This window comes from Nocardia cyriacigeorgica (assembly GCF_010858045.1).
Classification (GTDB): Bacteria; Actinomycetota; Actinomycetes; order Mycobacteriales; family Mycobacteriaceae; genus Nocardia; species Nocardia cyriacigeorgica_E.
This window is the reverse complement of sequence record NZ_JAAGVC010000002.1, coordinates 247,273-267,288: the sequence shown is the minus strand read 5'-3', so window position 1 is coordinate 267,288 and position 20,016 is coordinate 247,273. Positions and strand designations below refer to the sequence as shown.

General features: G+C 67.9%; 19 protein-coding genes. 8 read left to right on the top strand and 11 right to left on the bottom strand.

The annotated features are described in order from the left end of the window. The first annotated feature begins 103 nt into the window (after window positions 1-103). Window positions 104-1,078 carry a dipeptidase gene (locus tag GV790_RS03520; protein ID WP_163810377.1) on the top strand — a complete coding sequence of 325 codons (975 nt, stop codon included), beginning with the start codon at window positions 104-106 and terminating at the stop codon, window positions 1,076-1,078. Between the two features lie 95 nt (window positions 1,079-1,173). On the opposite strand, the gene GV790_RS03515 is transcribed toward GV790_RS03520, so the two are convergent. Further along, a complete protein-coding gene (locus GV790_RS03515; protein ID WP_163810375.1) occupies window positions 1,174-2,232 on the bottom strand; it encodes an NADP-dependent oxidoreductase in 1,059 nt (352 codons plus the stop codon). Window positions 2,233-2,551: 319 nt separating this feature from the next. Next, window positions 2,552-3,802: an AraC family transcriptional regulator gene (locus tag GV790_RS03510; protein ID WP_280210348.1), complete on the bottom strand. Its 1,251-nt coding sequence runs from the start codon at window positions 3,800-3,802 to the stop codon at window positions 2,552-2,554. Between the two features lie 117 nt (window positions 3,803-3,919). Between GV790_RS03510 and lpdA the strand changes: the two genes are divergently transcribed. The 4 genes from lpdA to GV790_RS03490 all read left to right on the top strand — a co-directional run bounded on the left by lpdA (window position 3,920) and on the right by GV790_RS03490 (window position 7,969). Next, window positions 3,920-5,323: a dihydrolipoyl dehydrogenase gene (gene lpdA, locus GV790_RS03505; protein ID WP_163810373.1), complete on the top strand. Its 1,404-nt coding sequence runs from the start codon at window positions 3,920-3,922 to the stop codon at window positions 5,321-5,323. 205 nt (window positions 5,324-5,528) lie between these two features. Continuing rightward, window positions 5,529-6,368, top strand: coding sequence for a patatin-like phospholipase family protein (locus tag GV790_RS03500; RefSeq protein WP_163810371.1), 840 nt, complete (start codon window positions 5,529-5,531; stop codon window positions 6,366-6,368). 10 nt (window positions 6,369-6,378) lie between these two features. Then, window positions 6,379-7,083: a polysaccharide deacetylase family protein gene (locus GV790_RS03495; protein ID WP_163810369.1), complete on the top strand. Its 705-nt coding sequence runs from the start codon at window positions 6,379-6,381 to the stop codon at window positions 7,081-7,083. 334 nt (window positions 7,084-7,417) lie between these two features. Then, window positions 7,418-7,969, top strand: coding sequence for a carboxymuconolactone decarboxylase family protein (locus GV790_RS03490; RefSeq protein WP_163810367.1), 552 nt, complete (start codon window positions 7,418-7,420; stop codon window positions 7,967-7,969). 74 nt (window positions 7,970-8,043) lie between these two features. Here the strand turns inward: GV790_RS03490 and GV790_RS03485 are convergent, their stop codons facing one another. Together GV790_RS03485 and GV790_RS03480 are read right to left on the bottom strand one after the other, a co-directional pair. After that, on the bottom strand, window positions 8,044-8,268 hold the full coding sequence (locus GV790_RS03485; protein ID WP_163810365.1) for a hypothetical protein: 225 nt from the start codon (window positions 8,266-8,268) through the stop codon (window positions 8,044-8,046). A 218-nt stretch (window positions 8,269-8,486) separates the two neighbouring features. Beyond that, a complete protein-coding gene (locus GV790_RS03480; protein ID WP_163810362.1) occupies window positions 8,487-9,257 on the bottom strand; it encodes a TetR/AcrR family transcriptional regulator C-terminal domain-containing protein in 771 nt (256 codons plus the stop codon). A 104-nt stretch (window positions 9,258-9,361) separates the two neighbouring features. Here GV790_RS03480 and GV790_RS03475 point away from each other — a divergent pair, with 104 nt between their 5' ends. Then, the gene (locus GV790_RS03475; RefSeq protein WP_163810360.1) at window positions 9,362-9,739 is read left to right on the top strand and encodes a VOC family protein; all 378 of its coding nucleotides are present in this window, start codon (window positions 9,362-9,364) and stop codon (window positions 9,737-9,739) included. A gap of 202 nt (window positions 9,740-9,941) precedes the next feature. Continuing rightward, window positions 9,942-10,880 carry a nuclease-related domain-containing protein gene (locus GV790_RS03470; RefSeq protein ID WP_163810358.1) on the top strand — a complete coding sequence of 313 codons (939 nt, stop codon included), beginning with the start codon at window positions 9,942-9,944 and terminating at the stop codon, window positions 10,878-10,880. 49 nt (window positions 10,881-10,929) lie between these two features. Here GV790_RS03470 and GV790_RS03465 read toward each other — a convergent pair whose 3' ends face one another. From GV790_RS03465 to urtA, 6 genes are all read right to left on the bottom strand, one after another. After that, window positions 10,930-11,619 carry a GntR family transcriptional regulator gene (locus GV790_RS03465; protein WP_163810356.1) on the bottom strand — a complete coding sequence of 230 codons (690 nt, stop codon included), beginning with the start codon at window positions 11,617-11,619 and terminating at the stop codon, window positions 10,930-10,932. A gap of 6 nt (window positions 11,620-11,625) precedes the next feature. Then, window positions 11,626-12,318, bottom strand: a complete 693-nt coding sequence (gene urtE, locus GV790_RS03460) for an urea ABC transporter ATP-binding subunit UrtE (RefSeq protein WP_163810354.1) — start codon at window positions 12,316-12,318, stop codon at window positions 11,626-11,628. Beyond that, entirely contained in the window at window positions 12,302-13,114 is an 813-nt protein-coding gene (gene urtD / locus GV790_RS03455) for an urea ABC transporter ATP-binding protein UrtD (protein ID WP_163810352.1), read from the bottom strand. The genes urtE and urtD overlap by 17 nt, the downstream gene beginning before the upstream one ends. Continuing rightward, window positions 13,111-14,259, bottom strand: coding sequence for an urea ABC transporter permease subunit UrtC (gene urtC, locus GV790_RS03450; protein WP_163810350.1), 1,149 nt, complete (start codon window positions 14,257-14,259; stop codon window positions 13,111-13,113). The genes urtD and urtC overlap by 4 nt, the downstream gene beginning before the upstream one ends. After that, window positions 14,256-15,140: an urea ABC transporter permease subunit UrtB gene (urtB, locus tag GV790_RS03445; RefSeq protein WP_163810347.1), complete on the bottom strand. Its 885-nt coding sequence runs from the start codon at window positions 15,138-15,140 to the stop codon at window positions 14,256-14,258. Before urtB ends, urtC begins: the two co-directional genes overlap by 4 nt. A 277-nt stretch (window positions 15,141-15,417) precedes the next feature. Continuing rightward, the gene (urtA, locus tag GV790_RS03440) at window positions 15,418-16,710 is read right to left on the bottom strand and encodes an urea ABC transporter substrate-binding protein (protein WP_163810345.1); all 1,293 of its coding nucleotides are present in this window, start codon (window positions 16,708-16,710) and stop codon (window positions 15,418-15,420) included. 358 nt (window positions 16,711-17,068) lie between these two features. Here urtA and GV790_RS03435 point away from each other — a divergent pair, with 358 nt between their 5' ends. After that, complete coding sequence (locus GV790_RS03435) at window positions 17,069-18,895, top strand: acyl-CoA dehydrogenase (protein WP_163810343.1); 1,827 nt, start codon at window positions 17,069-17,071, stop codon at window positions 18,893-18,895. Between the two features lie 103 nt (window positions 18,896-18,998). On the opposite strand, the gene GV790_RS03430 is transcribed toward GV790_RS03435, so the two are convergent. Beyond that, entirely contained in the window at window positions 18,999-19,961 is a 963-nt protein-coding gene (locus GV790_RS03430) for a TetR/AcrR family transcriptional regulator (RefSeq protein ID WP_256672980.1), read from the bottom strand. Window positions 19,962-20,016: the final 55 nt, after the last annotated feature.

Below are 20,016 nucleotides of genomic sequence, written 5' to 3'. Positions count from 1 at the left end.
ACATTGTTGCCCAGCGGTGACGACCGCCACGCGGCTACCCTCGGCCGCCGGCGGCGAGACATAGGATGAGCTGCTCGGATACTGAACTATCCAGGAGGTTGCCGTGCCGCCGTTTCTGTGGGAGCAGCACAGCTGCCTGCCGCTGCTACCGACCGCCGACGTCAGCGAGCTGGCGCGCTACCCGCTGGGGTCGTACCTGTCGGTGAACGTCGGCTATTCGCCGCAGTCGAGCGCCGACACCCTCGCCCTACTGCAGAAATTTCGCGCCGACGCCCACGCCGACGGGCGGTTCCGGCTGGTCACGAAGGTTTCCGAGATCGGCGACCCGAACACCATCGCGCTCGCCTTCGACCTCGAGGACGCGGCCCCGCTCGACGGCGACCTGGACAACGTCGCCCGCTTCCGCGATCTGGGCGTCCGCTCGCTGCTGCCCACCTACAACCACGCGAACGCCGCAGGCTGCGGCTGCCTCGATGCCGAGGACACCGGGCTCACCGGCTACGGCCGCGACCTGGTGCGCGCGTTGAACGAGGCGGGCGTGTTCGTCGACGGTGCGCACTGCTCCCGCCGCACCGGCTTGGACCTGGCCGAACTCACCGAGGCCCCGATGATCTACAGCCACGCCAACTTCGACGCGGTCTGGGAGCATCCGCGCAATATCACCGACGATCAGGCCAGGGCCTGCGCGGCCACCGGCGGCGTGATCGGGATCAACGGCGTCGGCATCTTCCTCGGCCGCAATGGCGAGCACGAACGTGCCGAACGGGTGCTGGCGATGGCCGACCACATCGAATACGGCGCGGAACTGGTCGGCATCGACCACATCGGCATCGGTTCCGACTACTCGTTCGACGCCGAGGACTTCAACCACGAGATCCGCACCAATCCCGGCGCCTTCTCCGATGCGTACACCAAGTGGGGCCCCCTGCAATGGACCCCACCCGAAGACCTGCTCGGCCTCGCCGAGGTGCCAGGACTGGACAACGTGCTCGCCGAGCGCGGATTCAGCGAAGCCGACCGAGCCGCGGTGTTCGGCGGGAACTTCCGCCGGGTCGCCGAGCAGGTCTGGGTCGACTGACGGTCGACGCATCGACCACGCTCGCCGGCGGCGCTGCGGGCGGCCAGGGGCGGGGCGATGACGAGCCCCGTCCCTGACGGCGAGCAGTCCGCGTCTCATCCGAGGCGGACCAGCATCTTGCCCGAGTTCGCGCCGGTGAGGACACCGAGGAAGGCGGCGGGGGCCTGGTCGAGACCTTCGTACACGGTGTGCCGGGTGCGCAGGGTGCCGTCGGCGAGCCATCCGGCGGCCTTGGCGATGTATTCGCCGAAGATCGGGAAGTAGCTGTTCACCAGCATGCCGCGCAGGGTGATTTCCCTGGTGGCGGCCAGGAACAGGTCCGGTCCCCGCTGGGTGGAGTCGCCGTTGTAGCCGCTGATGGCGCCGACCAGGGCGATCCGGCCGTGTGGACGCATCGCTTCGACGGCGACGCGGAGGTGTTCGCCGCCGACGCTGTCGAGGTAGACGTCGATGCCCTCGGGCGCGGCCTGCGCCAATTGGCCGGCGAGGTCGCCGGCGCGGTGGTCGATGGCGGCGTCGAAGCCGAATTCCGTTGTCAGCAATTCGGTTTTGGCCGGGCCACCCGCCGAACCGATCACCCGGCTCGCGCCGAGCTCGCGCGCGATCTGCCCGGCCACGCTGCCGACCGCTCCCGCCGCCGCCGAGATGAACACCGTGTCGCCCGGGCGGACCGGGGCCACATCGGTCAGCGCCGCGTAGGCGGTGAGGCCGGTGGTGCCGAGGGCGCCGAGATAGTGGTGTGGTTCGGCGAGGGACGGGTCGATGACGGTGGCGGTGTCGCCGTCGATCACCGCGTGCTCGCGCCAGCCCGCGAAGTGGGTGACGGTGGCGCCGACCGGAATTCCGGCGAACCGGGACGCGATCACCTCACCCAGCGCCGAACCCTCCAGCGCCGCACCCACCTGGAACGGCGGAATGTAGGAAGGCTTGTCGTCCATGCGGCCGCGCATGTACGGGTCGACCGACATCCAGGTGTTGCGGACCAGGACCTGGCCGTCGGCCAGGGCGGGGATCGGCGTGGTGACGAGATCGAAGTCGGCGGCGGTCGGCGCACCGGAAGGGCGTGCGGCCAAACGGATTTCGCGGGTGGTGGTGGGGGCGGGCGAGTGAGCTTGCTCGTTGGCCGCAATCTGCTGTCCGGTGGTGATCTGCATCGTTGTGCCTCTCTCGCTTCGCGGACTGTCCGTCCGGATACGACGAAGGTATGGCGGTTCCGGGACGCATCCCAGGTCCGCGCATGCCACGAACCGGTCCGGACGCGCCGCCCGCCGACGAAGCCAGTCGCAGCCCAGCCGCAGTGGGACTCGTCGCCGCCGGACGCGGCGCTACCGGCGGGCAGAGTGCGGCACGGCAGTACCGAACACGCCGGTCCGGTCGTCGCGGTGAGTGCCTGCCCGGGCGCCCCGATGCCCGCCGCCGGCCCCGTCGGCAGCCGACTGGTCGGGCTCCGGTGCCGGCTGCGCGGGCTGAATCTCAGCGGCGCCGAACAGTTCCTGGCGCGGCTCCGCTCCAGCGCCGAAACGCTTTGCGCAGTGCGCGATCGTCGGTGAAGCCGAGGCGGGCAGCCACGGTGGCGGTCGTCGATCCGGCGCTCAGGAGCTCCTCGGCGCGGCGATATCGCACCCGATCGAGCTCATGACGCCAGGTGGTGCCGTGGTCGGCCAGCCGTCGTTGCAGGCTGCGCGGGCTCATCGTCAATCGGGCCGCGACCTCCGCGAGGGTGGGAGCGCCCGCGTCGATGGCAGCGGCGAGGGCGTTACGGAATTCGTCCAGCGGTCCCGCGACCGGACGCGCGGCGGCGAGCACCAGATCCGCGTGACTGCGCAGCAGCTCCGCGAGAGCGGGGTCGGCGCGGACCAGCGGGGCGAGGGCGTCGGCTTCGGCGAAGGTGATGGTGTCGGCGGGCGCGTCGAACTCGATGCGGCTGGTGCCGAACGCTTCGGTGAGCATCCGGTGCTCGCGCGGAGCCGGATGGCTGAAGGTGATCCGGGCCGGGACGACGTTCCTGCCGAGACCTTCGCGGGCCCGCCGCAGGTAGTAGCCGAGCACGTACTCGTTGACGACCGAGGCCACCGCCGGATCGCCCGCCCCGGTGCGGTAGCCGATGGTCAGCTCACCAGCATGGTGCAGATCGAAACCTTCGGTCGCGGCGGTGACGAGCTGGTGGTACGGCTGGGCCGCGGTGAGCGAATCGGCGAGAGTCGCGCCAGTGGTGATCAGATAGTCCCAGGTGCTGAGCCGGCCCAGCGGTGCGTCCTCGACGACGGCGAGCCCGGCACCCGGCCCGGCGCTAGCGAGCAGCTCCCACAGCTGGATCAGCGAGCGCATCGGTACCCGGTCGAGTTCGCCGCGCAGTGCGTCGTCCGAGGTGCCATGAATCGCCGCGAGGCGTTCGGGGGCGATGCCTGCCCGCAGCGCGGTGTCGCGGACCAGGCGGATCAGCTGGGTGGAAGCGGTTCCGCCCAGCGTGTCGGCGGCCGCCGCGCCCCCGTGCACTCGCGCGTCGACGTGGTCCGCCTCGGCGCTCCGGGCGACATACGAGCCCACTCGCTCGTCTGACCGGCCGAGGCGCCCGGTATCCGGCGAGGTGCTGAACCGATCCGATCGGCCCGGTTCGGCGCGGGCGGTGCTCGCGGCCCGCGGTCTCGTTCGCGCCCGCGATTCGGCCCCGCCGGACATCGTCGCGGCACTGAGACCGGCACTGCCGTATCGCCCGGTAACCACGGGACCACCGTAACCACCCGCGACAGCTGGAATAACTACTCACGAGTAGCCGTCGACTCCTCACCATTGCGGGGGATAGGCGAGTGAACTTCCAGCAACAGCGTTAGGCTCGAAGCCGTGACTTCCCACTACGATGTCGTCGTTCTCGGTGCTGGTCCCGGCGGTTACGTCGCCGCGATTCGTGCCGCTCAACTCGGCCTGCGAACAGCGATTGTCGAGCAGAAATACTGGGGTGGCGTGTGCCTGAACGTGGGCTGCATCCCATCCAAGGCGCTGCTGCGCAACGCGGAGCTGGCTCATATCTTCACCAAGGAAGCGAAGACCTTCGGTATCTCCGGTGAGGCGTCCTTCGATTTCGGTGCGGCGTTCGACCGCAGCCGCAAGGTCGCCGACGGCCGGGTCAAGGGCGTCCACTTCCTGATGAAGAAGAACAAGATCACCGAATACGACGGTCTCGGTACCTTCACCGACCCGAACACCCTCTCGGTGGCGTTGAGCAACGGCGGCACCGACACCGTCACCTTCGACAACGTGATCATCGCGACGGGCACCGTCACCAAGCTGCTGCCCGGCACCTCGCTGAGCGCCAACGTCGTCACCTACGAGGAGCAGATCCTCACCCGCGACCTGCCCGGATCCATCCTGATCGTCGGCGCGGGCGCGATCGGCATGGAGTTCGGCTACGTGCTGAAGAACTACGGGGTCGACGTGCGCATCGTCGAGTTCCTCGATCGCGCGCTGCCCAATGAGGACGCCGACGTCTCCAAGGAGATCACCAAGGCGTACAAGAAGCTCGGCATCACCATCACCACCGGTGCGGCCGTGCAGTCCATCGAGGACGACGGCTCCAAGGTCACCGTCAGCATCAAGGACAACAAGTCCGGCTCGGTGGAGACCGTCACCGTCGACAAGGTGTTGCAGGCCGTCGGCTTCGCGCCGCGGGTGGAGGGCTACGGCCTGGAGAACACCGGCGTGGCGCTCACCGATCGCGGCGCCATCGCGATCGACGACTACATGCGCACCAATGTGCCGCACATCTACGCCATCGGCGACGTCACCGCCAAGCTGCAGCTTGCGCATGTCGCGGAGGCGCAGGGTGTGGTCGCGGCCGAGACCATCGGCGGTGCGGAGACCATGCCCCTCGGCGATTACCGGATGATGCCGCGCGCCACCTTCTGTCAGCCGCAGGTCGCCAGCTTCGGTCTCACCGAACAGCAGGCCCGCGACGAGGGCTACGACGTGAAGGTCGCGACCTTCCCGTTCACCGCCAACGGCAAGGCGCACGGCCTCGGCGATCCCACCGGTTTCGTCAAGCTCATCTCCGACACCACGCACGGTGAACTGCTCGGCGGCCACCTCATCGGCCCCGACGTCTCCGAGTTGCTGCCGGAGCTGACCCTGGCCCAGAAGTGGGACCTCACGGTCAACGAGCTCGCCCGCAACGTGCACACCCACCCGACGTTGAGCGAGGCCCTGCAAGAAGCCATCCACGGCCTCGCGGGACACATGATCAACTTCTGATCGCGAACCGATCGGTCCCTGCCGACCCGGCGCCGGTGCCACCCGCACCGCGCCGGGTCGCTTGCGTTCATGGGCCTGATCAATGCGCTGCGGCTCACCGCGCGGTCGTCGGTCGATGCGTCGATGCTGCCGACCTCATTCGGTGATCGGCCGCCTCGGTGGAAGTTCCACAGCGGATCACGCGCGTGTTCGTTAGCCTGCCTACATGTCTGATGTGGCGGCGGAACAGGACCGGATCGCGCTGGTGCTCGGCGGGGGCGGGCCGGTAGGGATCTGCTGGCTGGTCGGTCTCGGGGTCGGGTTGCGGGAGGCGGGAATCGATCTGACGCGAGCGGATCGGTTTGTCGGGACCTCCGCGGGCGCTGTGGTCGGCTCGGTGCTGGCGGGCGACGGCGAGCTGTCGCGGCTGATGGCCGCCGAACGGTCGGATTCGGCTCCCGTGCAATACGATTCGACGGTCATGATGGAGATCACCGGCCTCATCGGCCGGCAGGGGCAGGATCCGCGGCAGATGCGCAGGCGGATCGGCGAGCTGGCTCTGGCCGCCAGGACCGGTGAGCCGGCCGAGCATATCGAGCGGATCGGCGCGCTGGTCGGCTTCGCGGACTGGCCGGATGCGGACCTGGTGATCACCGCCATCGACGCGGGCACCGGTGAACTGCGGCCGTGGACCCGCGACGACGTCGCCACTCTCCCGCAAGCGCTGGCCGCCAGCACGGCCGTGCCCGGTGTCTTCCCGCCCATCCCGATCGACGGCAGCCACTACTACGACGGTGGCTACCGCTCCAGCATCAACGCCGATCTGGCCGCCGGGGCCGACGTCGTGGTGATCATGGAGCCATTGGCACACGTGTATCCGCGCAGCCGCGCCGACCGTGAGCACGGCTGCGGACGGGAGATCTCGATCGTGCCCGACGCAGGCGCCATCGAAGCGTTCGGAGTGGACCTGTTCAGCACCGCCGCGCTGCAACCCGCGTACGAGGCCGGGGTACGCCAGGCCGCCGAGGCGGCCGCGCGACTGAAAGAAGTGTGGCCGAACCGATGACGGGCCGACGATGAAGCGCCGGGTCTTGATCGGCGCGGCGGTGACGTTGGTGGTGGTCGTTGTGCTGGCCGTCGGCGGCTACTCCTTGATGAACTCGCGGACCTTCCAGTTGGCCGGCCGGATCGTCGATCGAGTCGACACCGACGAGAAGGTGGTCGCACTGACGCTGGACGACGGACCGACCACCAAAACTCCCGAGGTACTGAAGGTGCTGGCCGAGGCCGAGGTGCCCGCCACGTTCTACCTCAACGGGCGTGATCTGGCCGCGCACCCGGAGTTCGGCGCGGCGATCGCGGCGGCCGGTCACGAGATCGGCAACCACACCTACAACCACCGGCGCATGGTGTTCGTGACGCCAGGCACCGTCGCCGACGAGGTGGGCCGTACCGACACCGAGATCCGCAGGACCGGATACCAGGGCCCGATCACCTTCCGCCCGCCCTACGGCAAAAAGTTGTGGACGCTGCCGAAGTATCTCTCCGACCACGACACGACCACGGTGATGTGGGATGTGGAGCCCGACTCCGGGAGCGCGCCGAGCGCCGAGCGGATCGTCGAGCAGACCGTGGCAGAGGTGCGGCCCGGCTCGATCATCCTGCTGCACGTCATGTTCGGGAACCGGGCGAATTCCCTGGCCGCGATCCCGGGCATCGCTGCCGCGTTGAAGGCGGACGGGTATCGGTTCGTCGTCGTTTCGGACCTGCTCGGGCGATAGCAGGCCCTTGTCCGCAGGGCAGGTCCGGCTCTGCATGTCGGGGCCGGACCCGGAGCCGAGGAGGGGCCCGATCGTCTCGGCAGCTCGGCAGCTCGGCAGCTCGGCAGCTCGGCAGCTCGGCAGCTCGGCAGCTCGGCAGCTCGGCAGCTCGGCAGCTCGGAAACTCGGGAACTCGGGAACTTGGTGGGCGCGGGCTGTCGCGCACCGCGGACGCTGGTGGGTGGTCTCCGGGGGCCCCACCCGCAGCCGAGGCGCGGGTAGGCTCGGGCAGGGCCTGCGCGTCCGGTCGTCGCACGGCCGGGTGCACCGAGTTTCGTGAAAGAGGCGAGCGCAGATGGTTTCGACGTCGCAACCACGTGTGTCCCCGGGGCGATTGCGTCAGCTGGGACCGATCAATTGGGTGGTCTGGCAGGTGCTCTCGCGGGCCGCGGGTACCGCGGACGCGCATCTGTTCAGCACCCTCGGCCGTACCGGCGGATTGTTCCGCGGCTGGCTGCACTACTCCGGCAAGCTCATGCCCGGCGGCAAGCTGACCAGGCACGAATCCGAACTCGTCATCCTGCGGGTCGCGCATCTGCGCTCCTGCGACTACGAGATGGACCATCACATCAAGCTCGGCAAGCGCGCCGGCGTCACCCCCGAGATCCTGGACCGGGTGCGCACCGGCCCGGACGCCACCGGCTGGTCCGAAAAGCATCGGGCCCTGCTCACCGCCGTCGACCAATTGGTCACCACCCGTGACATCGACGACGCCGCCTGGGAGCAGCTGGCGACTTACTACGACGACCGCCATCTCATCGAAATCGTCCTGCTGACAAACCAGTACGAGGGTCTGGCCTCGACGATCACCGCGCTGCGCATTCAACGCGACGAGATGAAGCACTAGCACCGACCGGGACGCGGCGTCTGCTGTGCGAACGTCACGGGCATCGAACCGTGGCTGGTCGCCGAGCGGTGACGTCAGCACGCGGGCTGGAACGGATAGCACGGGGGCGGCGGCGGTTTCGCAGCCGTCGGCGGCGCGGGAACGGGCACCGGCGGCGGCTGCCGTTCGGCATCGACTCCGCTCGACCCGACAGTGCTCACCACCAGCGCGACCAGCCCAGCGATCAGGCCGAAGAACACACACATGATGCCGATGCCCAAGATGCTGTCGATATCGGTGTCGCGTTCGGTGGCGGCCACGGGCCGGGTGCCGTACGGGGAGCCGAAGCTCCGCGATGATCGCCTGACGCGGTAGTGGTGGTAACGCGGTGATCGGTATCTGCGTCCTGACGGGCGACGGTAATGGGCGCGGACCGGACGCCCGTTCCTGATATGAGCACGTACGTCGGGCATATTCACATTGTCGCAGCCGGTGCGCGCAATGTGCACCGATCTTGCTGTGGCACAAGGCTTGTCGATCAGTTGCCGGCGCGGCCGATCAATCTTTCCAGTCCGTCGAGCACCCGGGCGAGCCCGAACTCGTAGGCGTGATCGGCGCTGTAGGCGGCATCGTGGGCCGCGCCTGCGGCGGCGCCTACGCGGGTGGCGAGCGGGTATCGGTCTGGGGAGATGAGGGATTCGAGCAGCGGCGCGGCGCGTTCCCACCATTCGGTGTCGGACATCGAGGTGGTGGCGGCGGCGACGGCGGTGTCCTTCGCGATGCGCGCGACGGAGGTGACGAAGCCGAGCAGGTAGGTCAGGGCGGCGTCCATCTGGACGTCGTCGAGGCCGAGGCCGTCGAAGGCGTGCAATTCGTGGTCGTATTTGGCGGTTTGGCCCGGGCCGAGCGGCGGGCGGGTGGTCGGGATGTAGGCCACCCATGGGTGCTCGGTCAGCATCGCGCGGTTCTCCGCGGCGACGGTCGCGACCCGTTCGCGCCACGGCAGGCCGGTGAGGTCGGCGCGCGGCATGGCGAGGTAGACGGCGTCGAGCATGAGATCGATCAGCTCGGCCTTGCCGGGGACGTAGGTGTAGGTCGCCATTGGGGTGAGCCCGAGGTGGGCGGCCACCGCGCGCATCGTCACGGCGCCGATGCCCTCGGCATCGGCGATCTCGATGGCCGCGGCGACCACCTCGTCGACACTGCTGCGCTGCTTGGGCCCGCGCCCGGACGAGCTGGGCACCCGCCACAGCAACTCGAGGGTCCGTACGGGGTCTCCCGCGCTACTGCGTTCCTTCGGCCCGGCCATCCCACCTCCATAGAGTGATTCACATCACAATGCGGCGTATCAGAAATTTCTCTACAAAGTATAACGTACTTAGTAAAGAGAACCGCCATCAGAAGGAGCCCGGTATGCGCATCACCGAATCCGCCATCTCGCTCAACGTCGCCGACCCGCAGGCCTCGGCGAAGTTCGTCACCGATCATCTCGGGTTCACCGAGAAGATGTCGGCCGACGGGTTCGTCTCGCTCGCCCGGGACGACGCGGGCATGAGCCTCATCTACCTGCGCACCGGCCTGAAGAGCTTCAAGCCGGCCAGTGCCGCGGGCAGCGCGGGCGACGGGCTGCTCGTGGTGTTCGTCGTCGACGACATCGATACCGAATACGCGCGCCTGCGATCCGAAGGCGTCCCGATCGTCACACCGATCGAAACCGAGGAATGGGGCGAACGCTACTTCCAGATGGCCGACCCCAATGGCATTCTCTACCAGCTGGTCCAGTGGGTTTGACCGAATGGCACCCGGCCGCGGTGAACTGCGGGTACGCCGCGCGCCGAGGTGCCGCCCCGCGCCCGTCGTCGCCATTCGGGTGGATTTCCCTCGTGCGGGGCGTCATCATCTAGCGGAACGGCTCGGGCGGCGGCCCTGCGTGTGCGTGGCCCGGCGCCGGGAGCGAAGGCTGGATCGGGACGCACGTCAGGGGTAGTGCACGATGCTGGTGAAGATCGAGTCGGACGCGGAACTGTCCGCGCCCGAACGGGAATTCGTCGAATGCCTGCGCAGGCTCCCGACCACCGGTCTGGCCCTCATCGATCTACAGGTGGGCCCCGAACGCGGAAAACGCCAGGTCGACGCCGTCGTCTGGACGCCGCGCGGGGTCACCGTGCTGGAGGCGCGCGGGTTCCGGCGCAGGCAGAGCGGGATTCTCGAGGTGAGCGGCGGCGGGCCGTGGACCATCAGCTCCCAGCCCGCCGACCTCGAACAACCCGAGGGCGTCAGCGTTTCCGACCAACTCGAGCACGCGGTGCACGAGGTGAAGGCGGCGCTGGAGCGTTCGCTGCAAGACCCAGGCCATCTCTGCGGCGCCGTTGTGCTGTTGCCGTGGCGTGGGGCAGTGGTCCGGCCCGCCCGCACCACCCTGCGCCCCGGCTTGGACGTGGTGGTCGCCAATGCCGCCGACACCACCGAATTCCGGATCTACCTGGAGAATTTCGCCGCAGGCCCGCGCGCCTGGACCGCCGATCGCGTGCTGGCCGCGGCCTCGGCGCTCATCCGATCCTGCGGCAGCGACATCCAGCTGACCCGCGATGATCTGCTCACCGAAGGGTTCGACGCCGCCGCGCCGAAACCGAAACCGGTACCCGCCCGCCCCGCGCCGAGCCGCGAACCGAAACCCGAGAACAGCGGCAGGCAGACCGCCGCGGCGTGGGTGGTGTTCACCGCGGGCGTGCTCGGCACGCTCGTGGTGCTCGGCGTGATCGTGCGGGCCGTGCTCACCGACGGACCCGACGTCGAACCGACCGCCACCACGACGACCGGTGCCACCGCGACACCGCAGAGCCGGGCGACGATGCCAGCGGTGCCCGCGGGCGGTGACATCGCATCGCCGCGAGCGCCGGTGGACTGCTGGCCGTTTCAGGCCGGTTGCTGATCACCGCGGGCCGGTACTGCGCGGCCGCGGCGACCTCGCGAGCCGCCCATCAATCCCGCACGACCTGCGCCAGCCTGGTCAGATGCAGCGCCGCCTTCGCCCGCGCGATCACATGCGACCGCGACGAATCGATATGCGTGGTCAGCGTTTCCAGCGCGGCGGCGGGATCGCCCGCCAGTAGCTGTTCGGCGATGGTGATGTGCTCGGCCGTCATGGTGGCGATGCGGTCAGGGGTTGGCATATCCATGGTCCGCACCGGACGCACCCGCACCTGCACCGAGGCCAGGGCGTCGGCGAGCGCCGCATTGCCCGCCGAACGCAGCAGCACGATGTGAAACTGGTCGTCGGCGGCGATGAGCGCCGGCCCGGGTTCGGGCGGTTGTGCTGCCAGCCGACGCCAGTGCTCGAGTTCGGCGCGGACCAGCTCGAGGTCGTGCGTCGGTTCGCCGAGCGCGCGCTGGATTCCCCTGGATTCCAGCACATTACGCAGCTCGTAGAGCTGGTCGAGTTCGTCCAGGCGCGGCCGGAACGGGTACAGCCCGTCGGCGCGGCGCTCCACCAGTCCATCGGCGAGCAGCCGGGCGAGCGCCTCGCGCACGGGTGTGCGCGACACCCCGTAACTATCTGCGAGCCGTTCCTCGCCCAGCCGCTCGGTCGAGGCCAGCGCGCCGGCCGCCAGATCGCGGCGCACCGCCTCGTACACCTGCGCGCTCAGCGGGATCCGCCCCCGTCGCGTCACGGCGGCTCAGATCGCCATCGCCGAACGGACCACGGACTCCGCGCCCGCACCGCCTTCGCCGGACGACGTGATCCGGCCCGATTCCAGCACGTAATAGCGCTGGGCCGCCTGCAAGGCGAAGCCGATGTGCTGTTCCACCAGCAGCACACTCAGCCCGCCGCGCCGGGTGAGATCGATGATGGTGCGTTCGATCTCCGCGACCACCGACGGCTGGATGCCCTCGGTCGGCTCATCCAGGATGAGCAGTTTCGGTTCGGTGATCAACGCCCTGGCAATGGCGAGCTGCTGACGTTGGCCGCCCGACAGCAGCCCGGCCTTGCGGGTGAGCAGTTCGCGCAGCGCGGGGAACAGGTCGAGCGATTCGTCGATCAGCGCCTTGCCGCGCTTGCGGCCGTCGGCCACCACCTGAAGGTTCTCCGCTGTGGTCAGCTGTGGAAAACTCTGCTGCCCCTGCGGAACGTAGGCGATCCCGCGGCGCACCCGGCGCGAGGGCGAAAGTGACGTGATCACCTCACCATTGAACGTGATGCTGCCGGATTTGCAGGTCAGCAGGCCGACGGCGGTGCGGAGCAGGGTGGTCTTGCCCGCGCCGTTGTGCCCCATGACGGCGACGACGCTGTCGTCGGGCACGGTCAGGGAGACGCCGTGGATCACTTCGGTCCGGCCGTAACCGGAATGGATATCAGCCAATTCGAGCATCGGCGCTCTCCTCGTCGTTCGATTCGGCGGCGGTGCCAAGGTAGACCTGCTGCACCTTGGGGTCGGCCTGCACCTGTTCGACGGTGCCCTCGCTCAGCACCCGGCCACCGGCGAGCACCGTCACCGAGGTGGCGAAGGCGCGCATGAAATCCATGTCGTGCTCGACCACGACCACGACGCGCTCACCGCCGATGCGCCGCAACAGGTTTCCGGTCTCCTCACGCTCCTCGGCGCTCATGCCCGCGACCGGCTCGTCCAGCAGCAGCACCGACGCGTTCTGCACCAGCAGCATGCCGATCTCGAGCCACTGCTTCTGGCCGTGCGCGAGCACACCGGCGGGCTGATCGCGCAGCGCGCCGAGGCCGGTGATCTCGAGCGCCTCCTCGATGCTGGGCAGCACCGATTTGCGCCGCCGCAGCAGGGTGAGCGCGGAACGTCCGGCACCCGCGGCGATATCGAGATTCTGCACGACACTCAGCTGCTCGAAAACGCTCGCGGTCTGGAAGGTGCGCCCGACGCCGAGCCGCGCGATCTGATGCACCTTCTTGCCGAGCAGCTCCACGCCCGATTTCTGCGCCGAGCCGGTGGCCGGGGTGAGGCCGGTGATGGCGTCGATCAGGGTGGTCTTGCCCGCGCCGTTGGGTCCGATGAGGAAACGCAGATCGCCCTGCAACACCGTCAGATCGACCTCGGTGACGGCCTTGAAGCCGTCGAAACTCACCGACAGGCCGCGAACTTCGAGGTATTCGCTCGACATGCCCGCGTTGCCACCGAGCTTGGGTTCGTGATCGATCATCGCGTGTGCACCTTCTCTTCGGTCCGCACCGGCAAGGGTTCGGCGGCCGGCTGCGCCGGTGGTGCGCTGTCGCGGGGCTTCGGTCTGCGTTCGGCGATCACGCGGCGCAGCGTCGGCCACAGTCCGGCCAGCCCGGCCGGCACGAACCCGACCACCACGATGAACAGCACGCCTTGCAGGTAGGTCCAGCCGGACGGGAACTGCTCCGACAGCGCCGTCTGCGCCCACGCCACCCCGATCGCGCCGAGCACCGGGCCGAGCAAGGTGGTGCGGCCGCCGATGGCGACGCCGATCAAGAACGCGATCGACGGCACGACCCCGATATCGGCCGGTGAGATGATGCCGACGATCGGCGTGAACAGCGCGCCCGCGATCCCGGCGAAGAACGCCGCGACCACATACGCGACGATCTTCACGTTGGCCGGGTCGTATCCGAGGAAACGCACCCGCTCCTCCTGATCGCGCACCGCCACCAGCAGCTCCCCGTATCGGCTGTGCATGAGCTGACGCACCACCGCGACCACCGCGAGCAAGGTGCCCGCCGCGATGAAGAACAGCATCTGCCGGTTGACCGGATCGGTGAGCTTGAAACCGAAGAAGGCCCGGAAATCCGAGAGCCCGGTGAATCCGCCGATGGTCTGCTGACCGGTGAGCAGAATCGCCAGCGCCGCCGCCAGCGCCTGACTCAGAATGGCGAAGTACGCGCCCTTGACCCGGCGCTTGAACACGCCGTAACCGAGCGCCGCGGCGACCAGGGCGGGCAGTACGAGAATGGCGATGATCGCCACCGGCGCCGACGCGAACGGCTGCCAATACGCGGGCAGCTCCCGGATCCCGGAGATCTCCATGAAATCCGGCACATCGTTGCCGAGCCGCGCCGCATCCGCCATCTGCAGATGCATCGCCATGATGTAGGCGCCGAGACCGAAGAACACCCCCTGGCCGAGGGTGAGCATTCCGCCACGCCCCCAGGCCAATCCGATGCCTGCGGCCACGATGGCGAAGCACAGGAATTTCGCGAGCAGATTCAACCGGAAATCGCTGAGCACGGCGGGCGCCACTGCGAACAACAAGATCGCGGCCAGGGCGAATCCGCCCCACACGCGGACCGAGGGATTCGCGAACCAGCGCGCTGCGGTGGTCATGCCAGGCTCCTTGTCCGTACCGTGAACAGGCCCTGCGGGCGGACCTGCAAAAAGATCACGATGATCACGAAGACGATCACCTTGGCGATCGAGGCGGTCGTCGAATACTCGATGAACGAATTGAGCAGCCCGAGCGCGAACGCGGCGATCACCGTGCCCTTGATCTGGCCGAGCCCGCCGATCACCACCACCAGGAACGCATCGATCAGATAGCTCTGACCGATGGTGGGGCTTGTGGAACCGATCAACGTGAGCGCCACACCAGCGACCCCGGCCAGCCCGGAACCGATGAAGAAGGTGCTGATATCGGTGAAACGTGAAGAAACACCGCTGGTTTCGGCGAGATCGCGGTTCTGCACCACCGCCCGGATCCGCCGGCCCAGCGGCGTCGTCTTCAACACGATCGCCAGCGCCGTCACCGCGACCACGGCGAGCACCAGGATGAAGATCCTGGTCTTGGGCACCACGGCATCCAGGATCGTGACACCACCGCTCAACCACTCCGGGACCAGCACATTCTTGGCCGGCGCCCCGAAGATGTCGCGAGCCAGCTGCTGCAACACCAGGCCGACACCGAAGGTGACCAGCAGCGTGTCCAGCGGACGGTGATACATCCAGCGGATCAATCCCATCTCCAGCGCCGCCCCCAACGCGCCGCCGACCAGGAATCCGACCAGCAACGACACCAGTAGCGACACCCCGGCCGACGACACCACCTGCTGGACAACGTAGGTGGTGTAACAACCGGCCATGATGAACTCGCCGTGCGCCATATTGATCACGCCCATCTGACCGAAGGTCAGCGCGAGCCCGAGCGCGGCGAGCAACAGGATCGACCCGAGGCTCAACCCCGTGAAGAGCTGGCCTACAACGACTTCCATCCAAACTCCGTATCTACTTGCCGCTGGCGCGGCGTGTTCGCGGCCCACGGGCCGCGAACCGGGCTCCTCCGGGTCGCCCGTAGCGTGGCCGGCCCTGTGGTCCTGTTCTCGGCGGGGCATCTGATGCTGGTCGGGTGGTTCGCGGCCCCCTCATGGGTCTGGCAACCCGTGGCGGGGATGCTTCGTCGCATCCGGCTCGTGAGCTGCCGGACCAGGCCGCGAACCGCGGTCGTCCAGAACCTGCCGCGGCGGTCGGCATCCGCCGCGGCAGCCGGGTCTACTTCAGTCCCTCGGCCCAGGGGTAGGTGTCGAGGTAGGGGTCGGGTGCGATGGGCTGCCCGGAATCCCAGACCGTGTAGATGAGGCCGTCCGCGCGGATTTCGCCGATCCGTGCGGTCTTGGTGATGTGGTGGTTGCTGCCGTCGATGGTCACCAGGCCCTCGGGTGCTTCGAAACTCACGCCGTCGGCGGCGGCCTGAATATCGGCCACCGCGAAGGAATTCGCCTTTTCCACCGTGTTCTTCCACAGGTACACCGAGGCGTAGGCCGCTTCCATCGGATCGGAGGTGGGCTTGTCGGCGCCGAAGGCGGCCTTGTAGGCGTCGACGAAGGCCTTGTTCTGCGGGGTGTCCACGGTCTGGTAGTAATTCCAGGCGGTGAGCTGGCCCGCGATGTGCTGCGCGCCGATACCGGCCACCTCCTCCTCGGCGATCGACACCGACACCACCGGCATATCGGCGGCGGTCAGGCCCGCGTTGGTGTACTCGCGGAAGAAGGCGACATTGGAATCACCATTGAGGGTGTTGAACACCGCGTCGGCATCGGCGCTGCGCACCTTGTTGATGATCGTGGAGAAATCGGTGGAGCCGAGCGGGGTGTAATCCTCACCCTTGATCTCGATACCGTTGGCCGATGCGTACGCCTTGATCTCACGGTTGGCGGTCTGCGGGAACACGTAGTCGCTGCCGACCAGGTACAGCGATTTCACGCCCTTCTGCTTCAGATAGTCCAGGGCGGGCACGATCTGCTGATTGGTGGTCGCGCCGGTGTAGAAGATGTTCTTGCTGTCCTCCAGACCCTCGTACTGAACGGGGTAGTACAGCAGCGAATTCAGGCTTTCGAACTTGGGTTTCATCGCCTTACGGCTCGACGAGGTCCAACCGCCGAATACCGCGGCCACACAGTCGGAGCTGATGAGCTTTTCCGCCTTCTCGGCGAAGGTCTTCGGGTCCGAAGCACCGTCTTCGAGGACCAGCTCGATCCGCTTACCCAGCACACCGCCCGCGGCATTGATCTGGTCGACGGCCAGCTTGGTCGAATTGGCAACGGTCACCTCGCTGATGGCCATCGTGCCCGACAGCGAATGCAGCGAACCGATCTTGATCGTGTCCTTGGAGGTGTCGACACAGGAGACGGCGTTCGAGCCGTCCGCGGCGGCGTCGTCCCTGGCGCCGCAGGCGGTCAGCAGCACGCCGGCCAGCGCGAGCGCGGTCGGTACCGCGAGGGCCTTGACCGAACGCCGGGATCGGACGCTGCCGCGATGTCGGCGGAATCGGGAGGAATCGGACATGGGCGAACCCTTCTCACTCATCAGTTGTGGTGGCGGCACCGCATGGGTTCCGCACCGAATACCTGCGCGTTCGCCCCGGTCACGGCTGTCGACCGGGTTGTATACAGAGCCTGTATTCGTGCTGCGAAACGTTAGACAGAAGTTGTTGCGCCGGAATATCTCTCGATGACGAGTCGGTTTCCTGCGTTGCCGTGAGGTGAAACCTTGCGCACAAGCGTCCAGTACGGGGCGGTGAGGTTGGCGCGTGCTTACGGTTGCGTAGCTCGTGAGCGGTGCGGCACGCTTCGGTTCGTAGTAGTCACAAGCCGGAAGACCCTCACGGTCGGCTGACCGCGGGCGGTGAGTCGAGGAGGACGCGGTGGGGCATTACAAGGCGAACCTGCGCGATATCGAGTTCAACCTGTTCGAGGTGCTCGGACTGGACAAACTGCTCGACACCGGCGCCTACGGCGACCTGGATTCCGACACCGTCCGCGAGATCCTGGCCGAGGTCAAACGCCTCGCCGAGGGCCCGGTAGCGGAATCCTTCGCCGCCGCCGACCGCGACCCGGTGCGGTTCGTCCCCGCCGAGCACACCGTCACCGTGCCCGACGCGCTGCGCCGGACCCTGACCACGGTGCGCGAAGCCGACTGGAGCAGGCTCGGTCTGCCCGAGGGCATGGGCGGCACGCCCGCACCGTCGGCGCTGGTGTGGGCGGTCAACGAGATGATCACCTGCGCGAACCCGTCGGCCTCGTTCTTCAATATGGGCCCGGTGATGGCGGCGGTGCTCTACAACATCGGCACCGAACAGCAGCAACACTGGGCGACTCGCGGCTACGAGAAGGGCTGGCAGGGCACCATGGTGCTCACCGAACCCGATGCGGGCTCCGATGTGGGCGCCGGGCGGACCAAAGCCATCGCACAGCCGGACGGCACCTGGCATATCGAGGGCGTGAAGCGGTTCATCTCCGGCGGCGACGTCGGCGATACCGCGGAGAACGTCTTCCATCTGGTGCTGGCGCGGCCCGAAGGCGCCGGGCCGGGCACCAAGGGCCTGTCGCTGTTCTACGTGCCCAAATTCCTGTTCGACCCGGAGACGCTGGAACTCGGCGAGCGCAACGGCGTGTTCGTCACCAATCTCGAACACAAGATGGGCCTGAAATCCTCGCCCACCTGCGAACTCACCTTCGGCGGCGAGGTGCCCGCCGTCGGCTGGCTGGTCGGCGAGGTGCACGACGGTATCGCGCAGATGTTCCAGGTGATCGAGAACGCGCGCATGATGGTGGGCGTCAAATCCAGTGGCACATTGTCGACCGGGTACCTGAACGCCCTCGACTTCGCCAAGGAGCGGGTGCAGGGTGCGGACCTGACCCAGATGACGGACAAGACCGCGCCGCGCGTCACCATCACCCACCACCCGGACGTGCGTCGCTCGCTGGCCATGCAGAAGGCCTACGCCGAGGGCCTGCGCGCGGTGTACCTCTACACCGCCGCACACCAGAACGCGGATGTGGCGCAGCTGGTCTCCGGGGCCGATGAGGAACTGGCGCACCGCGTCGACGATCTGCTGCTGCCGATCGTCAAGGGCGTCGGTTCCGAGCGCGCCTACCAGTACCTCACCGAATCGCTGCAGACCCTGGGCGGATCGGGCTATTTGCAGGATTACCCGATCGAGCAGTACATCCGCGACGCGAAGATCGACTCGCTCTACGAGGGCACCACCGCCATCCAGGCGCAGGACTTCTTCTTCCGCAAGATCGTGCGCGACAAGGGCGTGGCGATCGGCCATGTGACCGGCCAGATCAACGCCTTTCTCGACGCGAAGAGCGGCCGCTTCGAACCCGAACGCGAACGGCTGCGCACGGCCTTGGCCGATGTGCAGACCATGGCGGCCACGCTCACCGGCTACCTGATGGCTTCGCAGCAGGAGCCGAGTGAGATCTACAAGGTCGGGCTCGGTTCGGTGCGGTTCCTGCTGGCCGTCGGCGATCTACTCATCGGCTGGCGCCTGCTGGTCCAGGCCGAGATCGCCGCCGCAGCCCTCGCCGGTGAGGTGAGCGAGAAGGACCGCGCGTTCTACGCCGGAAAGGTCGGCGTGGCGACGTTCTTCGCCAGGAACGTGCTGCCCACGCTGACCTCGGTCAAGAACGTGATCGCGGCGCTGGATACCGACATCATGGCGCTGGACGAGGCTGCGTTCTGAGCGGGGGCGGGCGTCCGGATCTCCAGTGCCCGAAGTAGCCGGGTGTCCGAGTAGCCGGAAGGTCCGTACAGCGGGCGTTCGAACCGGCGGTGGATGCCGCCCGCTAGTCCGCCAGGAGTTTGAGGACGACGGGCCGCGATAGCGTCCCCGAGACCTGGCGGGCCAGCTGGTTGGCGCTGGTACCCGCGGCGTGGGCGTCGCGCAGGGCCGACGCCAGCTCGGCGCGCGCGGCTTCGACGGTGGCTTGGGCGGCGCGTAGGCGTTCGGCTGCCGCGTCGACGGGATCGGAACCGGAAACCTCGGGACCAGCGGTCGCCTGTTGTGTGCGGTCCGCTGCGCGGGAGCTCGCGCCGGGCGTATTCGCGGTGCAGTCCACGCGTCCGGATTCGGTTGCGGCTGATTCAGGGGCGGAGGGCGGCCGGGAATCGTTGGCGGTACCGGCCTGCGCCCCCTCTCTCGGGCTGGTCAAGACATTGACCGGCGAGCTCGGGTCATAGCGCAGCGCAGCGCGGGCGAAATCGGCCATGAACGCGCGGATGGTCGCGGTGTCGTCGGCGGCGTCGCCCAGTAGCAGCCGCGCGGTCTGCGGAAGAGTGTTGGCCCAGTTCGCCACTCCGCACAGGGCGATGAGCAGCAGGCCCGCGCGCTGCTGATCGACGCCGAATTGCTGTTGGGCGCGGTCGAATTTGCGTTCGTAGAAGTCGGCGCGCCAACCGTCGATATCGTGCGCGTCGGCGCCGCGGTGCAGTGCCTCCCACAGCATCAGGCGCAACAGCTTCGGGTTGTCGTGGTGGTAGTCGAACAGCTTGGCGACGTAATCGCCGACCTCGGTGTCGGCCAGCGGCTGCACGGTCTGCATGAACTCGCGCAGGCTGTCGATCAGGATGACGTCGAAGAGCTTGTCCTTGCTGCCGAACAGCCCGTAGATGCGTTCCTTGTTGACGCCCGCCGCCTCGGCGATGCGGTCGACCCTTGCGCCGGCCAGCCCGTATTCGGCGAACTCGTCGCGGGCCGCGCGCAACAGAGCCTGCCTGGTGGCGTCGCTGCGTTTGGTGTTGGGCGTCATGGGCAAGACTTTACCATTTCATTAAACCAACTATTTGGTTGACGTATGGTCGATC

Excerpts from the sequence above, each read along its gene's own strand:
- GV790_RS03515 (WP_163810375.1), bottom strand. The coding sequence starts at position 2,232 with ATGCAGATCACCACCGGACAGCAGATTGCGGCCAACGAGCAAGCTCAC.
- GV790_RS03500 (WP_163810371.1), top strand. The coding sequence starts at position 5,529 with ATGTCTGATGTGGCGGCGGAACAGGACCGGATCGCGCTGGTGCTCGGC.
- GV790_RS03495 (WP_163810369.1), top strand. The coding sequence starts at position 6,379 with ATGAAGCGCCGGGTCTTGATCGGCGCGGCGGTGACGTTGGTGGTGGTC.
- GV790_RS03490 (WP_163810367.1), top strand. The coding sequence starts at position 7,418 with ATGGTTTCGACGTCGCAACCACGTGTGTCCCCGGGGCGATTGCGTCAG.
- GV790_RS03480 (WP_163810362.1), bottom strand. The coding sequence starts at position 9,257 with ATGGCCGGGCCGAAGGAACGCAGTAGCGCGGGAGACCCCGTACGGACC.
- GV790_RS03475 (WP_163810360.1), top strand. The coding sequence starts at position 9,362 with ATGCGCATCACCGAATCCGCCATCTCGCTCAACGTCGCCGACCCGCAG.
- GV790_RS03470 (WP_163810358.1), top strand. The coding sequence starts at position 9,942 with ATGCTGGTGAAGATCGAGTCGGACGCGGAACTGTCCGCGCCCGAACGG.
- urtE (WP_163810354.1), bottom strand. The coding sequence starts at position 12,318 with ATGCTCGAATTGGCTGATATCCATTCCGGTTACGGCCGGACCGAAGTG.
- urtD (WP_163810352.1), bottom strand. The coding sequence starts at position 13,114 with ATGATCGATCACGAACCCAAGCTCGGTGGCAACGCGGGCATGTCGAGC.
- urtC (WP_163810350.1), bottom strand. The coding sequence starts at position 14,259 with ATGACCACCGCAGCGCGCTGGTTCGCGAATCCCTCGGTCCGCGTGTGG.
- urtB (WP_163810347.1), bottom strand. The coding sequence starts at position 15,140 with ATGGAAGTCGTTGTAGGCCAGCTCTTCACGGGGTTGAGCCTCGGGTCG.
- urtA (WP_163810345.1), bottom strand. The coding sequence starts at position 16,710 with ATGTCCGATTCCTCCCGATTCCGCCGACATCGCGGCAGCGTCCGATCC.
- GV790_RS03430 (WP_256672980.1), bottom strand. The coding sequence starts at position 19,961 with ATGACGCCCAACACCAAACGCAGCGACGCCACCAGGCAGGCTCTGTTG.